This window comes from Pseudomonas sp. ML2-2023-6 (genome assembly GCF_037055265.1).
Classification (GTDB): domain Bacteria; phylum Pseudomonadota; class Gammaproteobacteria; order Pseudomonadales; family Pseudomonadaceae; genus Aquipseudomonas; species Aquipseudomonas kulmbachensis.
This window is the reverse complement of the sequence record NZ_CP146347.1, coordinates 1764308-1782304: the sequence shown is the minus strand read 5'-3', so window position 1 is coordinate 1782304 and position 17997 is coordinate 1764308. Positions and strand designations below refer to the sequence as shown.

Genomic DNA, 17997 nt, shown 5'->3' with positions numbered 1-17997 from the left:
CGTAAGTAAAATACCTGTAGCCGCTGCCGCAGGCTGCGACAAGCTCCGAAGGGGCTTCGCTTTTTAAACAAAGCAGGGCTGCATCGCAGCCCATCGCAGCCTGCGGCAGCGGCTACAGTTTTCGCGTGCCTCTTATCGCGACAAGGCATCTGTGATGAAATGCGACCCCATTCTTTATCGCGGTGCTCCGCCCTCACTTGCCGTGAAACCTCGTCTGCTCCGTCACTTTCTGTTGCCGCTGCTGATCATCCTGCTGACGATTGGCCTGGGTTACGCCGGCTATCGCATCAGCGAACATTTCGGCATCCGCACCCTCAGCGAAACCGGCGAACGCCAGCTTGAACTCCACGCCCGCACCGTCGAAAGTGAGCTGGGCAAATACACTTACCTGCCCAGCCTGCTGGAACTGGAGTCCAGCGTTTCTCAATTGTTGGCCGACCCGAGCGCGCAAAACCGGGTCACCGTCAATCAGTACCTCGAAGGCCTGAACCGCCGCAGCCGCAGCCGGGCTATCTATGTACTCGATACCACCGGCCGTGTGATGGCCACCAGCAACTGGCGTGATACCGACAGCTACCTTGGGGAAGACCTGTCTTTTCGTGCTTACTTCCAGGACGCCGTGCGCGGTCAGCCGGGGCGCTTTTATGGCATCGGCAGCACCTCTGGCGAGCCGGGTTACTACCTGGCTCACGGCCTTGAAGAGCAAGGCAAAATCATTGGCGTAGCCGTGATCAAGGTCCGTCTCGAAGCCCTTGAAGAGCGCTGGCAACGCGCCCGCCTCGAAGCCTATGTAAGCGACGAGAATGGCATCATCATTCTGTCCAGCGATCCGAGCAGACGGCTCAAGTCAATTCGCCCACTCAGCGCCGACACCAAGGAGCGGCTGGCGCGCAGCCTTCAATACTACTGGTGGCCGCTCAACGAGCTGCAACCACTGGAGCGCGAGAGCCTGGCCGAAGGGGTCGAGAAAGTCACCTTTGCCAACAACAGCGAAGTCGTCACCGATCATCAGGAAGTCAGCTACCTGGCGCAAACCCGCAGGCTCAACGACACGCCTTGGGACATTACTCTGCTTACACCACTGCAAGACCTGCGCCGTGAAGCGGCGAATCAGGGAATGCTGGTAGCAGTGGCGTTTGCCCTGCTGGCCTTTTTGCTGATTGCCTGGAATGAGCGGCGCAAAGTAATCGCCACACGCCTGGCCGCACGTGAAGCCCTGCAAGAAGCCAACAACCAGCTGGAACGCAAGATCACTGAACGCACCACCCACCTGCGGGCCAGCAACGAACGGCTCAAAGGTCAGATTCGCGAGCGCCGTCAGGCCGAAGACACCTTGCGCCGAGCCCAGGATGAACTGGTACAGGCAGGTAAATTGGCGGCCATCGGACAGATGTCGACCAGCATTGCCCACGAGCTGAATCAGCCGTTAGCGGCCCTGCGCACACTGTCGGGCAACACCGTGCGCTTTCTTGAGCGCGGAGATCTCAAGGTCGCCGCAGACAACCTCGGCACTATCAACAATCTGGTCGACCGCATGGGGCGCATTACCGCCAACCTGCGCTCGTTCGCCCGCCGTGGCGATGATCATGGCCAGGCCAGCCTGGGCAAGGCCGTCGACGCAGCTCTGCAATTGCTCGCCAACCGTATGGAAGAGTCGGGGGTGCAACTGCATCGTGACCTCAATGATGAACTGCTGAAGATCGATCAAACCCGACTGGAACAAATTCTGGTTAACCTGATCGGCAACGCGCTGGACGCCATGCAGGGGCAGCCAACGCCGCCCCAGCTGTGGCTGACGGGCGAATTCAGTGACGACAAATACCGCTTGCGCGTACGTGATAACGGTCCCGGGATTGACCCCGAAGCCCGCAAACATCTCTTCGAACCGTTCTTCACCACCAAACCCGGCGAGCAGGGCCTGGGCCTGGGCCTGACCCTGTCAGCCAGTCTGGCCGCAGCCGCTGGCGGCAACCTCAGCGTTGAGTTCCCGGCCATTGGTGGTGTCGCATTTGTCCTTCTTTTACCGCTGGTGCAACCCGCTAAGGCCGAGCCGATATGAATAACGACCTGACCGTCCTGATTGTTGAAGACGACCCCCATGTCCTGCTCGGATGCCAACAGGCGCTGGCACTCGAAGACATTCGCAGCGAAGGCGTGAGTACTGCCGAACAGGCGCTGGCACTGGTGGGCGATAACTTCCCCGGCATAGTCATCAGCGACATTCGTCTGCCTGGGATTGATGGTCTCGAGCTGCTCAAGCGCCTCAAGGCCCGCGACCGCAGCCTGCCGGTGGTACTGATTACCGGTCATGGTGATATTTCCATGGCGGTGGGTGCCATGCGTGACGGCGCCTATGACTTTATGGAGAAACCCTTTTCCCCCGAACGCTTGGTGGACGTGGCCCGCCGTGCGCTGGAGCAACGCAGCCTGGCGCGAGAAGTGTGGTCGCTGCGGCGCCAATTGGCCGAACGCGACTCGCTCGAGGGCCGCATCATCGGGCGCTCACCAGCCATGCAGCAATTACGCGAACTGATCGCCAACGTCGCCGATACATCTGCCAACGTGTTGATTGAAGGCGAAACCGGTACTGGCAAGGAACTGGTCGCCCGCTGCCTGCACGACTTCAGCCGACGCCAGCCCCAACAGTTTGTCGCCCTCAACTGCGGCGGCTTGCCGGAAAACCTGTTTGAAAGCGAGATTTTCGGCCACGAAGCCAACGCCTTCACCGGCGCAGGCAAACGCCGCATCGGCAAAATCGAACACGCTCATGGCGGCACACTGTTTCTCGATGAAGTTGAAAGCATGCCGCTTAACCTGCAGATAAAACTGCTGCGGGTGTTGCAGGAGCGCACGCTGGAGCGCCTGGGTTCCAACCAGAGCATTGATGTCGATTGCCGAGTGATCGCGGCCACCAAATCCGACCTCGACCAACTGAGCAAAGCCAGCCAGTTTCGCAGTGACCTGTATTACCGGCTGAACGTAGTGACCCTCGAACTGCCGCCATTGCGCGAACGTCGCGAAGATATCCTGCAATTGTTCGAATACTTCCTGCAGCAATCGTCCCTGCGTTTCGACCGCACGGCCCCCGAGCTGGACAACCAGACCCTGTCGAGCCTGATGAGCCATGACTGGCCGGGCAACGTACGTGAGCTGCGCAACGTGGCCGAGCGTTTCGCCCTGGGCCTGCCTGCGTTTAAAAAGCCGGGGAGCAACGCGGCACAGGGGCTGGGGTTCTCCGAGGCGGTGGAAGCGTTCGAACGCAACCTGCTCAATGACGCTTTGCAACGCAGTGGCGGTAACCTGACCCAGGCCAGCCTGGAACTGGGGATGGCCAAGACCACCCTGTTCGACAAAGTCAAAAAATACGGGCTCGCGCACTGATGGATCTGATTCTGAAAGCAGCTTTGGGCGCCGCCGTAGTAATCGTTCTGGCGATGCTGGCCAAGACCAAAAACTACTACATTGCGGGTTTGGTTCCCTTGTTCCCGACCTTTGCCCTGATTGCGCATTACATCGTCGGCAAAGGCCGTTCAGTGGACGACCTGAAAACCACCATTGTCTTCGGCATGTGGTCGATCATTCCCTACTTCGTCTACCTTGCAACGCTGTATGTGCTGGTCGACCGCATGCGGCTTGAAGCGTCACTGGCGCTGGCAGCCGTGGCCTGGTTGATGGCCGCGACCGTACTGGTCAGCGTATGGGTGCGCTTGCACTGACGCGCTTTTATATGTGTGGGAGCGAGCCTGCTCGAGGTGTTCTTGAGATCTTCGCGAGCAGGCTCGCTCCCACAGGCAACCTGATTAAACGCCCCCTTGGCCCGCCCCTTGCATTTACCCCCTGAAGCCCGCCCTGCCTCAATCGGCGGCGATTTAATGGGGTAAATGACACGTTGAATATTCTCGATCTTGATCACAGCCTGACCGCCCAAGAGCCCATTGTGCAGCGCCTGGCCGATGGTCGCGCGACACGTTTTGACTTGCTGGAACTGGGCCCGCAATTGCGTCTGTGGTCCACCGAACGCAATTACCAACGCTTCACCCAGCGCCTGCAGCAGCGCCCAAAGCGCTCTACACAGCGGCCTGAAGTGTTCTTCGTCGGCTCCGGTGACTATCACCACCTGACACCAGCCTTGCTCAGCAACTTGCTCGAACCCATCACCCTGATCCACTTCGACAACCACCCCGACTGGGTACGCTTTGCCCCCCGCCGTCACTGCGGTTCGTGGATCAATCGCGCGTTGAAACTGCCGAACATCAAGCGCATCGTCACCCTCGGCCCATGCAGTGACGACCTGCAAAACCCGCAATTGAAGGGCGGCAACCTGGGAGCTCTGCGCCGTGGCGATTTGCAGTTATTTCCCTGGCAACACGCCCCCACCAAAGTCTGGGGCAGGATCGGCGATGGCGCCGGACACGAACAGCGCGAGAACCACCTGCACTGGCGCAATCTTGCCGATCAGGACTGGCCGAGCTTCCTCGACAATCTGATCCAGAGCCTGCCCACGGAAGCAATCTGGATCACCGTGGACAAAGACGTGCTTGCCAGTGAAGACGCCGCCACCAACTGGGACCAGGGCGGGATGCGCCTGACCCACTTGCTCCAGGCCATCCGCGCCCTCGCCACCAGCAAACGTGTGCTGGGCATCGACATCTGCGGCGAATTCGCCAAGGCGCCCCACCACAATCTACTTAAACGTTGGGAGGCCAAGTCCGACCAGCCTGCACCTGAGCGATGGAGCGAGAGTGATTTGCTGCGTAACTCGATCACCAATGCAGCGCTGCTCGAATTGTTTGAGGAGCTGTTTCCGTGACCTTGATCGTGATTGCCTTGGTGGCGTTCTCCATCGTGCTCGATGTGATTGGCCAACTGTGTTTCAAAATCGGCCTGGACCGGTTGCCTGAACTGGAGGGTGGCTTTCGCCTCAATGCGTTCTGGGGCCAGGTATTCAATGCACCGCTGCTGTGGGTCGGGATCGGCGCCTACGTGATCGAGTTTTTCGTCTGGCTCCAGGCCCTCTCGCGGGCACCGCTAAGCCTGCTGTTCCCGGCCGCGGCGCTGGCGTATTGCGGAGCGGTGTTCGCCGGTAAGGTGTTCCTTGGCGAACACGTCAGCCGTCGGCGCTGGATGGGCACCTTGGTGATTACCCTTGGCGTGATGCTCGTCTGCATCGCCGGGGCTTGAGGAGTTGAGCAATGGAAAATACTGACACGCTGAAACTGGCAGACCACGGCTGGCTGCATGGCCGCCTGGGTACGATTGTGCTGTGGGCATTGTTGATCGCCCTCGAAAGCTCAGGGCAAATAGCCACCAAAGTCGGCGGTGATCAATTGGGACAGATGGACTTCACTCTGCAATGGCTCCACGCAGTGATGCTCAACCCCGGGGTATGGATCGCGATTGCCTGTTATATCGGCGCGTTTTTCGTCTGGATGCTGATCCTGCGCCGCAGCAGCCTGTCGCTGGCATTTCCCTTGAGTTCACTGGTATTTGTCGGCGTTTTGCTGGGCTCATGGCTAGGCTTGGGCGAACACATCAGCACGCTGCACTGGATCGGCGTCGCGGTGATTATTGGTGGAATCGCCCTGCTGGCGGACGGCGAACCGGAGCACTGACAGTCGCATCGATACAGGTCGGGAGTTGGCAGGTTTCAGAACTTATAGCTGATAGCCGTCTGCACCGACCCCTGATTCATATCGCCCTGTTCCCTGACGATAGTGCTGTCCGCCGCCGAGCCCAGCAGACGAATCCAACTGGCGCTGGTCACCAGCGACCAGTGCTCAGCCAGTGGGAACTCAAAATTCTGGGTCAGGGTCACGTTCTGAAATCCGCCACTGGCCTTGTAGGCCGAGATACCTGACGCTTGCGCTTCGCTGTCACTCACACCAAAGAACGTCGACATCTGCCGACCATCCGCAAAATGTGCTGCCAACTGGCTGCTACCGATAATTCCCAGCCCCAGCGGATACCCCAGCTCACCGCCGACCTGCCCCAGCACGCCGCCCTGACCGCCCCCGCCACCCACTGCCTGCCCCAGCTGCGCATACACTCGCCAGAACTCGGCCGGGCTGTACTGCACAAAGCTGCCAAGCTGGGCCATATCGGACACATCGCGCAAGCCGCGCAACGAACCATTGGCGTTGCGCCCCGACAGATAATTGATAAACGGCCCCGCGCTCCAGCCATCGGCCTTGAATGCGCTCCAGGTCAGGCCGTCATCGGTATTGAGGCTGACATCCCCCCAGTCCAGATCAAAGTACGGCAAGGGCACCGTCTCATAGCGGCTGGCACTTGGATCGTACGGCTGATAGCCAATCCCCACGCCCACCTCTCCACTCGGGCCGTCTGCGGCGTTCACACCAGCAGCGCCCCCCAGAAAAGTGAAGAGTAAAAAAGCACAAGCGCAGGTTTTCATGGCAAGAGTTCCATTGAAGTTCATGCGCGCATCAATCTCTTTTTCAAGCAGCAGACGCAAGCACTGATGTTGTTTGTAGCAAGCTACAAAAATTGTAGCTACAAACCCTGAACACACCGCCAGATCGCCCATAAGCCCCGGCCCGCTGGGCTCACGCGAATTGGCATAGTCAATGCAATGTCCTGCAGCAAGCGCAAAAAGCGCGTCTCCTCAACAGGACAATGCAGATGATGCAATGGCATATCGTGTGTGATTTCGACGGGACCATTACCCGCACCGACGTCATCGACAACATTCTTCAACGCTTCGCCGACCCCAGCTGGGAAGCGATCGAAGATCAATGGTTGCAAGGTGAGATTGGTTCGCGTGAATGCCTGAGCCGCCAGCTGTCGCTGGTCAAAGCCTCGCCAGCCGAACTGCTGGCCTATTTCGACACGGTTGAGATTGACCCGGACTTTCCCGATTTCGTGGACCACGTCATCGGCCTCGGCGCCACTCTTGAAGTGGTCAGCGACGGCATCGAACAAGGCATCGCCCGTATCCTGGCCCGCAACTACGTGAGCCTGTTGCCAATTCTTGCCAACCGCCTGCGCCAGGTCGACCAGAACAGCTGGCGCATCGACTTCCCGTACTCCAGCGACGCCTGCCGTGCGGCCTCGGGCAACTGCAAATGTAAATCCACTCCCAGCGGCAAGCGCGTGCTGGTGATCGGTGATGGCCGCTCCGACATGTGCGTGGCCTCCAGCGCCGATTTTGTGTTCGCCAAAGACAGCCTGGCCGAACATTGCGAACGCAACGGCATCCCCTACGCCCGCTTCGACTCTTTCGCCGAACTGCCGGCCCTGCTCGCCAAATTGCCGAGCAACGCCGCTAACGCTCCCCACTACTCTCGTGAACAGCAGGAACTCTTCAATCATGTCTGATATCCGAATCGCTACGCCTGAAGACCAGATTCTTCTGGATAAAGAAGCCAAGTACTGCTCGTACGGCGACACCGTTCACTACATCGAACCACCGCGTATTTTCAGCCGTTGTGAGGGCTCCTACGTCTGGGACACTGAAGACCAGGCCTACCTCGACCTGCAAATGTGGTACTCGGCCGTCAACTTCGGTTACTCCAACCCACGCCTGAACAACGCGCTCAAGCAACAGATCGACACCCTGCCGCAGATCGCCAGCCAATACCTGCACAAAGGCAAGATCGAACTGTCGGAACGCATCGCGGTGGATGCCAAAAACAAGTTCGGCCTCGACGGTCGCGTGCACTTCAACGTAGGCGGTTCACAGTCCATCGAAGACTCGTTGAAAGTGGTGCGTAACGCCAGCAACGGCAAAAGCCTGATGTTTGCGTTCGAAGGTGGCTACCACGGCCGCACCCTTGGCGCCTCGTCGATCACCTCCAGCTTCCGCTACCGCCGCCGCTATGGCCACTTTGGCGAGCGCGCCAACTTCATTCCGTTTCCGTATCACTTCCGCGGCCCTAAAGGCATGACCAAGGAAGAGTACGGCAGCCACTGCGTGCAGCAATTTGCTCGTTTGTTCGAGACCGAATACAACGGCGTTTGGGACCCAAAAACCAATCAGTGCGAATACGCAGCGTTTTACGTCGAGCCGATCCAGGGCACCGGTGGTTATGTAATTCCACCGATGAACTTCTACAGCGAGCTCAAGCAAGTACTGGATCAACACGGCATCCTGATGGTGGTCGACGAAATCCAGATGGGCTTCTGGCGCACCGGCAAGCTGTGGTCGATTGAACACTTCGACGTCAAACCCGATGTAATCGTGTTCGGCAAGGCACTGACCAACGGCCTCAACCCGCTGGGTGGCATCTGGGCCCGTGAAGAGCTGATCAACCCGAAAGTCTTCCCACCGGGCTCGACTCACTCCACCTTCGCCTCCAACCCGCTGGGCACGGCGGTAGGTCTGGAGATGTTCAAGATGACCAGCGAAGTCGACTATGGCGCGATGGTCATGGCCAAGGGCAAGTACTTCCTGGACGGCCTGCAGGACCTGCAAAAACGTTACCCGATCATCGGCGACGTCGACGGCCTGGGCCTGGCACTGCGCTGCGAAATCTGCGGCCCGGACGGTTTCACTCCGGACAAGGCAACCCTGGACTTCATGGTTGAAGAAGGCATGAAGGGCGACATCGAAATCGACGGCAAGCGTCTGGGTCTGATTCTGGACGTGGGCGGCTACTACAAGAACGTGATCACCCTGGCCCCGTCGCTGGAAATCAGCTACGCCGAAATCGACCTGGGTATCGCCCTGCTCGACCGCCTGCTGGCCCGAGCCATGAAACGGTGAACGCGCCAGAGATCGATCTGGGCGAAGGCGACGCCGGTTTCGTTCTCGGCACAGGTGAGGTCGCGGTGTTGTTGATCCACGGCCTCACCGGCACCCCGACGGAGTTGCGTCGGGTGGCCCAGGGCCTGGCCAAGGATGGGACGTGCACGGTGTACGTGCCCACCCTGGCCGGGCACTGCGGTGACAACAGCGACCTGCAAGCCACTGGCTGGCTGGACTGGTACGAAGGTGTACGCAAAACCTTCGTCGGCATCCGCCAGCGCCACCAACAGATTTTCGTCGGCGGTTTATCGATGGGGGCGGTGATGTCGATGTACCTCGCCTCCGAACACCCGGACCAAATCGCCGGTTTGTTGATGTACTCCACCACCCTGCGTTACGACGGCTGGAGTATTAACAAGCTGGCCTTTTTGACCCCATTGCTGATGAAAATCCCCTTTGGCGTGCGCCTGTGCAGCTTTGAAGAAAAACCGCCTTACGGGATCAAAAACGAGCGTTTGCGCGCCATCGTCGAGCGTCAGATGAAAGCCGGCGAAAGCAGTAATGCCGGACTGTTGACGATGGAAGGCGTCACCGTGCGCGAATTGCACCGGATGAATGCCGTGGTGAAACAACGCATGCCGTCGATCACCACCAAGGCGCTGGTAGTGCATTCCATCGAAGACGACATCACCAGCCGCTGGAACGCCGATTATGTCGAGCGCCATCTGGGCGGGCAGGTGACCAAAGTGCTGCTCGACAACTGCTATCACATGATCACTGTCGACCTGCAATACCGCCGGGTGATCGAACTGAGTGACGCGTTCATCAAGAAAAACAGCATCGCTGCGCTGGCTCCTGTAGAGCATTTACAGCGGGCCTGAGCCAAAGGATGTCTCATGATTACTGCCCAAGCCTTTTCATCCATCCAAGCGATCGACCGCGCGGCCTGGAATGACTGTTTTCCGGGTGCCCTTGAGGATTGGGACTACATTGTGGCGGTTGAAGAGGCCAGCATAGAGGGCTTCGAATGGCGTTACCTGACGCTATTCCAAGACCAGACCCTGATCGCCGTGGCGACTGCATTTACGACCTGCTATCGCCTAGACACCACGGTTCAAGGGCTCAGTAAACGTTTCACCGAAACACTCAACCGGGTGCTGCCGGGGCTGGTGCCACTGCAGCTGTACGCCATCGGCTCGCCGGTGACCGAACAGTGCAGCGCGGGTATGGCCAGCCATATTCCGGGGGCGCTGCGCCCTGCCTTGCTCGCCCGACTGCTGGCACTGGCCCAGAAGGACGCCGCTCGGCTGGGCATCGGTCTGATCGCCGTCAAGGACGTACCTCGCCATGACGAAGACTGGGCACACAGTTGCAAGACTGCAGGTTTTCAGTCGATGCCCGGCCTGCCCAGCGCGATGCTGGCGGTGCCCTTTGGCTCGGTAGAGGGTTATCTGGGCTCACTGGGCAAGTCCACCCGTAAAGACATGCGCCGCAAGCTGCGCGCTCCAGGGCCACGGGTGGAATGGCGCAGCGCCATCGATGACGTTTTGCCCGAAGTCATGCGTTTGTACGAGGCCAGCCTGGAACGCAGTGATCTGCAACTGGAGCGCTTACCACCGACATATTTCACGGGTATTCTCCAACAGCTCGGCGATCGGGCATTGTGCGTACTGTATTGGGTCGACGAGCAACTGGTGGCGTTCAATCTGGTACTGATTGACGAAAACAGGCTGATCGACAAGTTTTTCGGCCACGACCTTGAGCTGACCCGCGACTACAATCTGTACTTCAGAAGCTGGCTGGTAAACGTCGACTACTGCATTCGACACAAGATCGCATTGTACGAATGCGGCCAGGCTGGCTACGCCAGCAAGATACGTCTGGGCTGTACCTTTCAGAGCAATATGCTGTTTTTCCGCCACCGTAACTGGCTGCTGAACAACGTACTCAAGATGGTCAAACTGTTCATCCGCCCTGACCGCCATGACCCTGCCCTGGCGGCTGCGATAAGCGAGTATTAATGCCCAGTACACCTGCCAAATCGAACCAGCCTCAACCCTTCAAAGTGTCGCGCTGGACAGTGCAGCGCAAGCTGGTGCTGGCCTTTTGGCTGGTCAGCGTGATTCCGACCATGATTGCCGCCGAACTGGCCGCGACTACCCTGTCGCAAATTTTCGATAGCAACGTGCGGGTCTGGTTGCAGGAGTCGACCAAGATCGTCAAGGACGAGATCAGCGAAATCCTTGCGGACAACGCCAGGGTCGCCAAGCTGTTTTTGCAATACACCCATCCGCCAACGTCCAATAAAGCAATCCGCCATGACCGACTGACTGCCGACATCGCCGATGCGATGGGCATCGATGTGGTGGCGTTGATTCGCGACAGCGACCATAAAGTGGTGTTCAGCACCGCCAGCGATAGCATCGTCAGCCAGATCAGCCTGGAGCCGAATGCGGTTTTGCAAACCATCAACGTAGGCGAAGTTCCCACCGGCACCGTAGTTTCGACTTTTCCTACCAGCCAGGACGGCGTCGACTACCAATTGCTGGTGGCCACCTACTTGGACAGCAGCTTTCTGACCAGCGTCGCTGAGGTGCACTCCCTCGATCTGCGCCTGTACTTGCACAACAACAGCGGGTTCGCCGAAATATTCTCCAGCCAGCGTTTTGAAGACCGCCAGCCCACTGTTTCCCGCGCCATTGAACAGACCTTGCGCGAAACAAAATTACCCAGCGAGCAATTCACCAGCCGTTACAGCGGCCTGTACTGGCCGATCCTCAACGACACCGGTGAGCTGCAAGGCGTGATCTACAGTGGCCTGCTGCGTCATACCAGCCTGGTGGGGTTGGTCAACCAGACCAACCTGTTCGCGCTGATTTTTCTGCTGGGTTCGCTGCTGTCGCTGACCGTAGGCTGGCTGGTGTCCGAGCGCCTTACCCGCCCGCTGCGCGGCCTGTCGGCGGGTGTACGGGCCGTGACCGCCGGGGATTACAACCAGCGCGTGGCCGTATCAGGTAACGATGAACTGGCCGAGCTCAGCAGCACCTTCAACCACATGGCGGCCCGCCTGGGCCAACTGCACCATCTCGAAGCCCAGCTGCGCCGTCGCGACCGACTGCATGCCCTGGGCGAAGTGGCGATGGGCCTGGCGCACGAAATTCGCAATCCGCTGGGCATTATCAAGACCGCGACCCAACTGCTGCACCGCCGCGCCGACCTGGGCGATACCGACAAGCGCCATCTGGAATACGTGGTCAGCGAAGTCACCCGGATCAACGACCTGATCACCGAGTTTCTCGACTTCGCCAAACCCAGCGCCCCCGTCCGCGCACAACAGGCTGCGCGGCCTTTGGTTGAAGAGATTCTGGGTTTCTGCAAACCGGAACTGGAAAGCCACAACATTGATGCCCGCATCGATGATCAGGCGCCAGGCGCAACCCTGTATGCCGATGCCGGGCAATTGAAACAGGCGTGCTTGAACCTGATCATCAACGCCATAGATGCCATGCCCACAGGGGGCTGCCTGACCGTGCGCATTGCCCGCGAAAACGAGTACACCGTGATTGGTATTGCCGACACTGGCGAAGGGATAGCATCCGACATGCTCGAACGTATTTTCACGCCCTTTGTGACGACCAAAGCCTCAGGCACCGGTTTGGGTCTGGCCAAGGTCTTTTCGATCATGGACAGCCACGATGGACGCATCGAATGCATCAGCGAAAAAGACGCCGGTGCCACTTTCAATCTGTACATTCCGGCCCACGGAGGGGATGAGACATGAGTCATAACGTGCTGGTGGTCGATGACGAACCCAAACTCTGCGACCTGCTCAGCTCGGCACTGAGTCAAAACCAAATACAGGTCTTCACTGCAGGCAACGGCCTGCAGGCGCTGGCGATTCTGGAACAGGAAGACATCGACCTGGTGATCAGCGACTGGCGCATGCCCGGTATGGACGGGCCGCAGTTACTGGCCGAGGTCAAACTGCACTACCCGCATCTGCCAGTAATCGTAATGACCGCCTACAGCACGGTGAAAAACGCCGTACAGTCCATGCGTAACGGCGCCTACGACTACATCGCCAAACCCTTTGATATCGACGAACTGGATATTACGGTCAGCAAGGCCCTGCAATTTCGCGACATCCTGCGCGACAACGCCCGCATGCGCGCCGAACTGGACGAGCACCAGCACATCGACAGCCTGATTGGCGACAGCCCCAGTTTTCGTCGGGTGCTGCAGGCCATCGACTCGGTTCGGGACAGCAACGCCACCATCCTGCTGACCGGCGAAAGCGGCACTGGCAAAGAGATGGTCGCCCGCGCCATTCATAAACACGGTAGCCGCGCAGACAAACCTTTTGTCGCGGTCAACTGTGCGGCCATTCCTGAAGGGCTGCTTGAAAGCGAGATGTTCGGCCACCGCAAAGGTGCGTTTACCGGTGCCGTGGCTGATCGCGTCGGACGCTTTATGCAGGCAGACAAAGGCACGTTGTTTCTCGATGAAGTGGGCGATATGCCCTTGGCGTTGCAAGCCAAGATCTTGCGGGCCTTGCAAGAGCGGGTGATTGAACCGGTAGGTGATCCGCGAGAGCGCAAGGTCGATGTGCGGGTGATTGCGGCCACCAACAAGAACTTGCTGGAGGCCGTGGCCAACAAAGAGTTTCGCGAAGACTTGTACTACCGCCTGAATGTGTTTCCGATCCCGCTGCCCGCCTTGCGCGAACGCGTGGAAGACATCACCCCGCTGGCACGGCACTTTGCCCATATTCTGGGTGCCACGGCAGGTAAACGGATAACCGGCTTCAGCCCCAGCGCCTTGCAGGCAATGGCCGAGTACGGCTGGCCGGGCAACATTCGCGAGCTGCAGAACTGCGTCGAACGAGCCACCATCGTGGCCAGCAGCAACACCATCCAGGACAGCGACCTGCCGCCCTACCTGTTCAGTGCCCAACCCGGCCAAAGCAACGCGCTGCTCACGCCAGGGCCGAGCGTACCGCCCGATCTGGAAGCAGCCCTCGCTGAAGTCGAAAAAACCTACATCCTTGCCGCACTACAACAAGCCCAAGGCGTGCAGGCTGCTGCTGCGCAGTTGATCGGTATTTCAGAGCGCAGCTTCTGGTATCGCCTGAAAAAACTCGATATCCATGTCGATAAAATCGTCAGGTAACGTCCAAAAAAGTAGCCGCTGGCACCGACTGCGCCAGCGGCTACAGATTTGTATCTTCACTGCTATGCGATTACCGGATCGTGTAACCGACATGCAAAATGATGTCGCTCAAACTCAGCAACATCGCCTGCTGGCCGCGTTGAGCATTTGGAAACACCAATGAGAATGAGCCTGTCTCGACCGATAAGCCTTCAAACGGCAGGTACTTGCCATCATTGAAGTCCAGCTGAAACTGCCCGCTGTCATCCAGCCCATGGGACAACGCCACGGCCTTGCAGCCATTGGCCAACGGCTGGCTACTGTCATAGCGCAACAAGGCCTGCACGTTCTCATACGGGCCCAACAAAGCCGGTAGCGTCACGCTAAAGGTCTTGATCAGGCGACTGCTGCCCAGGTTAAGGCTTGATGGGTAATCACCCAAAATGTTCAAGTCATCAAGCTTGAAGCTCAGGCTCAGGTTACTGTTGCTGTCGAGCGCCACCTGTACTTTCGATTGGGTAGTGTCGAGGTCCACGTTGACCAGACTGTCAGGCGCAAGCAGTTGCTTGATCCGGTTGATCAGCGTGGCGTCCAGAGTGCGCAGCGAAGCGGTTTTACGTACCTGCAGCGTACGCTGGTCCCAGCTCAGGTAAGCCGCTTCCATCTGTTGCAGGCTCAGCAACTGGCTCTCGCCGGCCAGCAGGCCCTGATACAGATCGCTCCAGTTACCGGGGCGCAGGTAATTGCGCTTGTCGCGGGTTTCCCAGTGCAGGCTGGCTTGGGTCTGCGCGCACAGCGAAGACACTGAGTCGTATAGTTGGTAATACAGCGTCGATAGTCGAGCAGCCTGCCAGTTGAACAGGGCCTTGCCGGTAAAACGGGTGCCCAGCATTTCCAGCACCACGTCGTTATTGGCCTGCTCCATTTCGGTCTGCTGGCGTTGTTTTTCGGCCATCGTGATCTGTTCCTTGAGGGCATCGATCTGGCTCGTGATCACTTCACCCTCACGCCGCGCCTGGTCACGCTGCAAGTCCCAGTCTTGACGCCGACGACGGTATTGCTCGGAAACATCCACCTTGGCGGCTTCGCCCTGCATGATCCCGGACGCCAGGCGCAGTACATCACTGCTGGCGTCAACAACGCTGCCCAGTTTGCCCCAGCCGGCGCCCCCCATCCCAAAGGCAAAAGCGACTCCGGCTCCCGCACCCGCCATTGCCATGGTCGGCAGGGCATTAAGGCCCCCGGCAACCAAGCGTAAGGCTCCTGCCGTGTAATCCAGGTAGTTAGCGTCGCTGCGCAAGTCCATCGCATGCTGCTCACGTTCGGAAATATTTTCCTCGAACAGCGCATCATAATGTTGCTGACGCGCCAGGATCGCTGCCTGACTACCTTCCAGCCCGCTCAAGGTATGTTGCAACGAAGCCTGATTGGCCATATGGGCTTCGCGCATCAGGGCCAGCAAGCCGCCCTGCTGGGTTTGTTGCAAGACGCTCAAGGCATCGGCGTCCCGCCGTTCCAGTACACCTTGCAGGTTGGCGCCAAACTGAACCACCTGCTGCACAGCATTGCGCGCCCGATCCAGCAGCACCATAAAGCGTTGCGGCCACAGTGCCGGGGCCGATCCGGCCTGGAGGCCACCGGCACCGTCACCGGCCTGACGAGCAAGCTGTAGCGAACGCGGGTCCGCCGCAGGTTCGAACAATGCCAACGACAGCGGCTGACCATCGATGGACAGGTGCCGACGCAGGTTATACAGACGCCCCTCGAAGCGATCCCAGTAAGCCAGCACCGCGGTATCGACCGGTGGCCGAAACGGCCCATTGGCTACCACGACCTGTCGCAGCGAAGCAGGTGCCAGCAGCGCCTGTCGCTCCTCGACCAGGGTTTCCAGCTCCAGCAGGCGCAGATTGTTGCTACTGCTGGCGGCCTCCAGCGTCGGCGCATCCCAGGCCAGGGCCAGCGGCAATACCGGGCGTGTACCGAGCAATTGCAAGGCCTGCATGTACCACATCTTGGCCTCGCTCAAGCTATCGCGAGTTTGCTGGCGATACAGCTGGTCACCCCGGGCAGCCAACAGCTCCAGCCCACGCAAAAAAACCGCCAGTTTGTAGTTCATCGGATCGGCCGTGGCGATCACGTCCGGATCGTCGGTATCGATCGGCGCCGCAGAGCCCCAAGTGACATCCTCTTGCAGCGGTCGTACATTCCAGTAGCGCGGCTGGGAGTTCTCTGTTTGCAATACACCTTTTGAGTCTCGATAACCCGCCGGATCAAAAATGCGCTTGAACCAGAGATCGGCCTCATCAAAACGCTGCTCGGCCAGCAGACGATTGGCAATCAGAAATGGGGCATGAAAGAACAACTCCCACGTATAGAGCCCAACTCCCCCTTCGAAACTGGTAATTCGAGAAATATTGCTACCGTTATATCCACTGGGATCGACCTTGGTCTGTTGCACATCCCACGACAGCAGTGCCTGCACGTCCTCCAGCATTTTTTGTTCCAGCAGCGGCCCAGCCAACGTGGTGAGCACGTACTCGCTGGCATTGCCAGGTTTGGTGTACAGCATTTGTGTACGGCCAGCGCTGTCGCGGGCGGTAGGTATCCACAGAGAGGAAGAAGAGCTGAAATTTTTTAATGTTAAGGGTTCTCCTGGACTACTCCTTTGCAGGGGGATTGGTCTCGTCACCGCCCCCTTTATAAAATCTACACGTGTTGAAGCGTCTTTTACAAAGTCATCAAATGAAAAAGGTGTATTAATCACATATATCTTTTTCGTCGTCCCAGACATATTAAAGCCAAATCGCTCCAATATCACTCCAGCCTGATACAACATAATGGATATAGCTCCACCGTGTCCGAATTTATCTTCTGCCTCGATGGAAATACTTAGTGAACTGCCATTCTTGATAAACCTTACATTTGTAAATCTGCAATATAAGTTACCGTCCACCTGTTCATAACTAAAAGTACTCGTCATCGAGTAGTCGAAAGGGGACGTTGGCGCTTGTGAAAGTAGCGGTTGTCGCACAGGTATATCGTGATAGTCGGGAAAAGTCTTATCCGCGTAAATAAACAAACAGCTCACCGCCGTTCCTGGTGCATCAATCAACTGTAGAATTTTACTGAAGCGATATAGACTAAGCCCCTCAGAAGTATAAAAAAACACCCCCAATACCGGCTCAATTTCTCCCTCGGCATCACGCAGTTCAGCCGCGAAAACGTCTCTAGGACTGTTACTGAGAGGCCAACTACGCAAGCTCCACTGCCCACTGGGCCTCAGTGTGGCAATCTGCAATTCCTGCAGCATATTCAATTCGGTGTCGCCTTGGGTACCGACTGCAGTAACACCACCGTTATATTGATGCACACACAACACATGCAAGCGATTGGCAAAGAACACAATCGACGGTGTGGTGCCTGGCATCGGCTGCAACGGCGCATCAATCTTCAGCCATTCACTCCAGGAGGCTGCATTGCGTACTTTAGCGTTTGTGCCAAAGTCGGTGTAATCCGTTCGGCGCCAGTAATACTCACCCGTTGTTCCGGGTATGCTGCCGCAGAAATACGCCGCTCCCTTCTCGCTGGCCGGTTCGACCTGATAACCACTGTCATAACGGATATCGAGCATGGTGCGCAGGCCGCTCACATATTGGGTAAAGGCCTGCTCGACACGCTCTTCGGTAATACGCCCTTGGTTGATGGCTGACTCCAGTTCCTTGAACAACTGAGTCTTGCTGTAACGCAGTTCGGGATCAATATAACTGGCAGGGTAGTACAACAGCCGCTGCAGACCGGCCCAGGTAGCATAGCGTTTGTTGTAAGCGTTCCAGCGACTGAAATAGCCGTTGTCGCGCGAAGCGTCTTGCATCGCGACCATGTTGGTATTTGGCTCCAACTGTTCACGACAGCGGTGCAGATACAGCTGGGTACTGGCCACGGCTTCAGCAATACGGCTGGTCTTGATCTGCCCGGACACCTTCGGATCAAGCAGCAGGTATTCGTACAGATCTTCCGCGGTGGTGATCTTCTCAGCCAACGTGCCAAGATTACGCGCGGGGATCACATACTTGAGGTAATACGGCACCATTGCATCACGCCGGGATTCGTTCAGACCGGCCATTAATTTCTCGTTCATCACATTT

At 58.1% G+C, this 17997-nt stretch carries 14 protein-coding genes; 12 read left to right on the top strand and 2 right to left on the bottom strand.

The window, feature by feature from the left end; all coding sequences use genetic code 11:
* The first annotated feature begins 154 nt into the window (after positions 1–154).
* The 6 genes from V6L79_RS08210 (at position 155) to V6L79_RS08185 (ending at position 5612) form a co-directional block, all read left to right on the top strand.
* Complete coding sequence (locus V6L79_RS08210) at positions 155–2059, top strand: ATP-binding protein (protein WP_261741123.1); 1905 nt, start codon at positions 155–157, stop codon at positions 2057–2059.
* The gene (locus V6L79_RS08205) at positions 2056–3381 is read left to right on the top strand and encodes a sigma-54 dependent transcriptional regulator (protein ID WP_321835898.1); all 1326 of its coding nucleotides are present in this window, start codon (positions 2056–2058) and stop codon (positions 3379–3381) included. The genes V6L79_RS08210 and V6L79_RS08205 overlap by 4 nt, the downstream gene beginning before the upstream one ends.
* Positions 3382–3389: 8 nt before the next feature.
* Positions 3390–3716 (top strand): GlpM family protein, encoded by a 327-nt coding sequence (locus tag V6L79_RS08200; RefSeq protein ID WP_261742380.1) that lies wholly within the window; start codon positions 3390–3392, stop codon positions 3714–3716.
* 173 nt (positions 3717–3889) lie between these two features.
* Positions 3890–4810: an arginase gene (locus tag V6L79_RS08195; protein WP_338580073.1), complete on the top strand. Its 921-nt coding sequence runs from the start codon at positions 3890–3892 to the stop codon at positions 4808–4810.
* Positions 4807–5181, top strand: coding sequence for an EamA family transporter (locus V6L79_RS08190; RefSeq protein WP_338580072.1), 375 nt, complete (start codon positions 4807–4809; stop codon positions 5179–5181). The genes V6L79_RS08195 and V6L79_RS08190 overlap by 4 nt, the downstream gene beginning before the upstream one ends.
* Positions 5182–5192: 11 nt before the next feature.
* On the top strand, positions 5193–5612 hold the full coding sequence (locus tag V6L79_RS08185; RefSeq protein WP_338580071.1) for a transporter: 420 nt from the start codon (positions 5193–5195) through the stop codon (positions 5610–5612).
* A 35-nt stretch (positions 5613–5647) separates the two neighbouring features.
* Here the strand turns inward: V6L79_RS08185 and V6L79_RS08180 are convergent, their stop codons facing one another.
* Entirely contained in the window at positions 5648–6412 is a 765-nt protein-coding gene (locus tag V6L79_RS08180) for a MipA/OmpV family protein (protein ID WP_338580070.1), read from the bottom strand.
* A gap of 227 nt (positions 6413–6639) precedes the next feature.
* Between V6L79_RS08180 and V6L79_RS08175 the strand changes: the two genes are divergently transcribed.
* The 6 genes from V6L79_RS08175 to V6L79_RS08150 are packed head-to-tail and all read left to right on the top strand — an operon-like array spanning position 6640 to position 13873.
* On the top strand, positions 6640–7335 hold the full coding sequence (locus V6L79_RS08175) for an MtnX-like HAD-IB family phosphatase (protein WP_321836582.1): 696 nt from the start codon (positions 6640–6642) through the stop codon (positions 7333–7335).
* A complete protein-coding gene (locus V6L79_RS08170; RefSeq protein ID WP_321835896.1) occupies positions 7328–8722 on the top strand; it encodes an aminotransferase class III-fold pyridoxal phosphate-dependent enzyme in 1395 nt (464 codons plus the stop codon). Before V6L79_RS08175 ends, V6L79_RS08170 begins: the two co-directional genes overlap by 8 nt.
* Complete coding sequence (locus V6L79_RS08165) at positions 8719–9585, top strand: carboxylesterase (RefSeq protein WP_261741116.1); 867 nt, start codon at positions 8719–8721, stop codon at positions 9583–9585. Before V6L79_RS08170 ends, V6L79_RS08165 begins: the two co-directional genes overlap by 4 nt.
* A gap of 15 nt (positions 9586–9600) precedes the next feature.
* On the top strand, positions 9601–10725 hold the full coding sequence (locus V6L79_RS08160; RefSeq protein ID WP_338580069.1) for a GNAT family N-acetyltransferase: 1125 nt from the start codon (positions 9601–9603) through the stop codon (positions 10723–10725).
* Complete coding sequence (locus V6L79_RS08155; RefSeq protein ID WP_338580068.1) at positions 10725–12485, top strand: ATP-binding protein; 1761 nt, start codon at positions 10725–10727, stop codon at positions 12483–12485. Before V6L79_RS08160 ends, V6L79_RS08155 begins: the two co-directional genes overlap by 1 nt.
* The gene (locus V6L79_RS08150) at positions 12482–13873 is read left to right on the top strand and encodes a sigma-54 dependent transcriptional regulator (protein WP_261741113.1); all 1392 of its coding nucleotides are present in this window, start codon (positions 12482–12484) and stop codon (positions 13871–13873) included. Before V6L79_RS08155 ends, V6L79_RS08150 begins: the two co-directional genes overlap by 4 nt.
* Before the next feature lie 70 nt (positions 13874–13943).
* Here V6L79_RS08150 and V6L79_RS08145 read toward each other — a convergent pair whose 3' ends face one another.
* Positions 13944–17990 carry a neuraminidase-like domain-containing protein gene (locus V6L79_RS08145; protein ID WP_338580067.1) on the bottom strand — a complete coding sequence of 1349 codons (4047 nt, stop codon included), beginning with the start codon at positions 17988–17990 and terminating at the stop codon, positions 13944–13946.
* Positions 17991–17997: the final 7 nt, after the last annotated feature.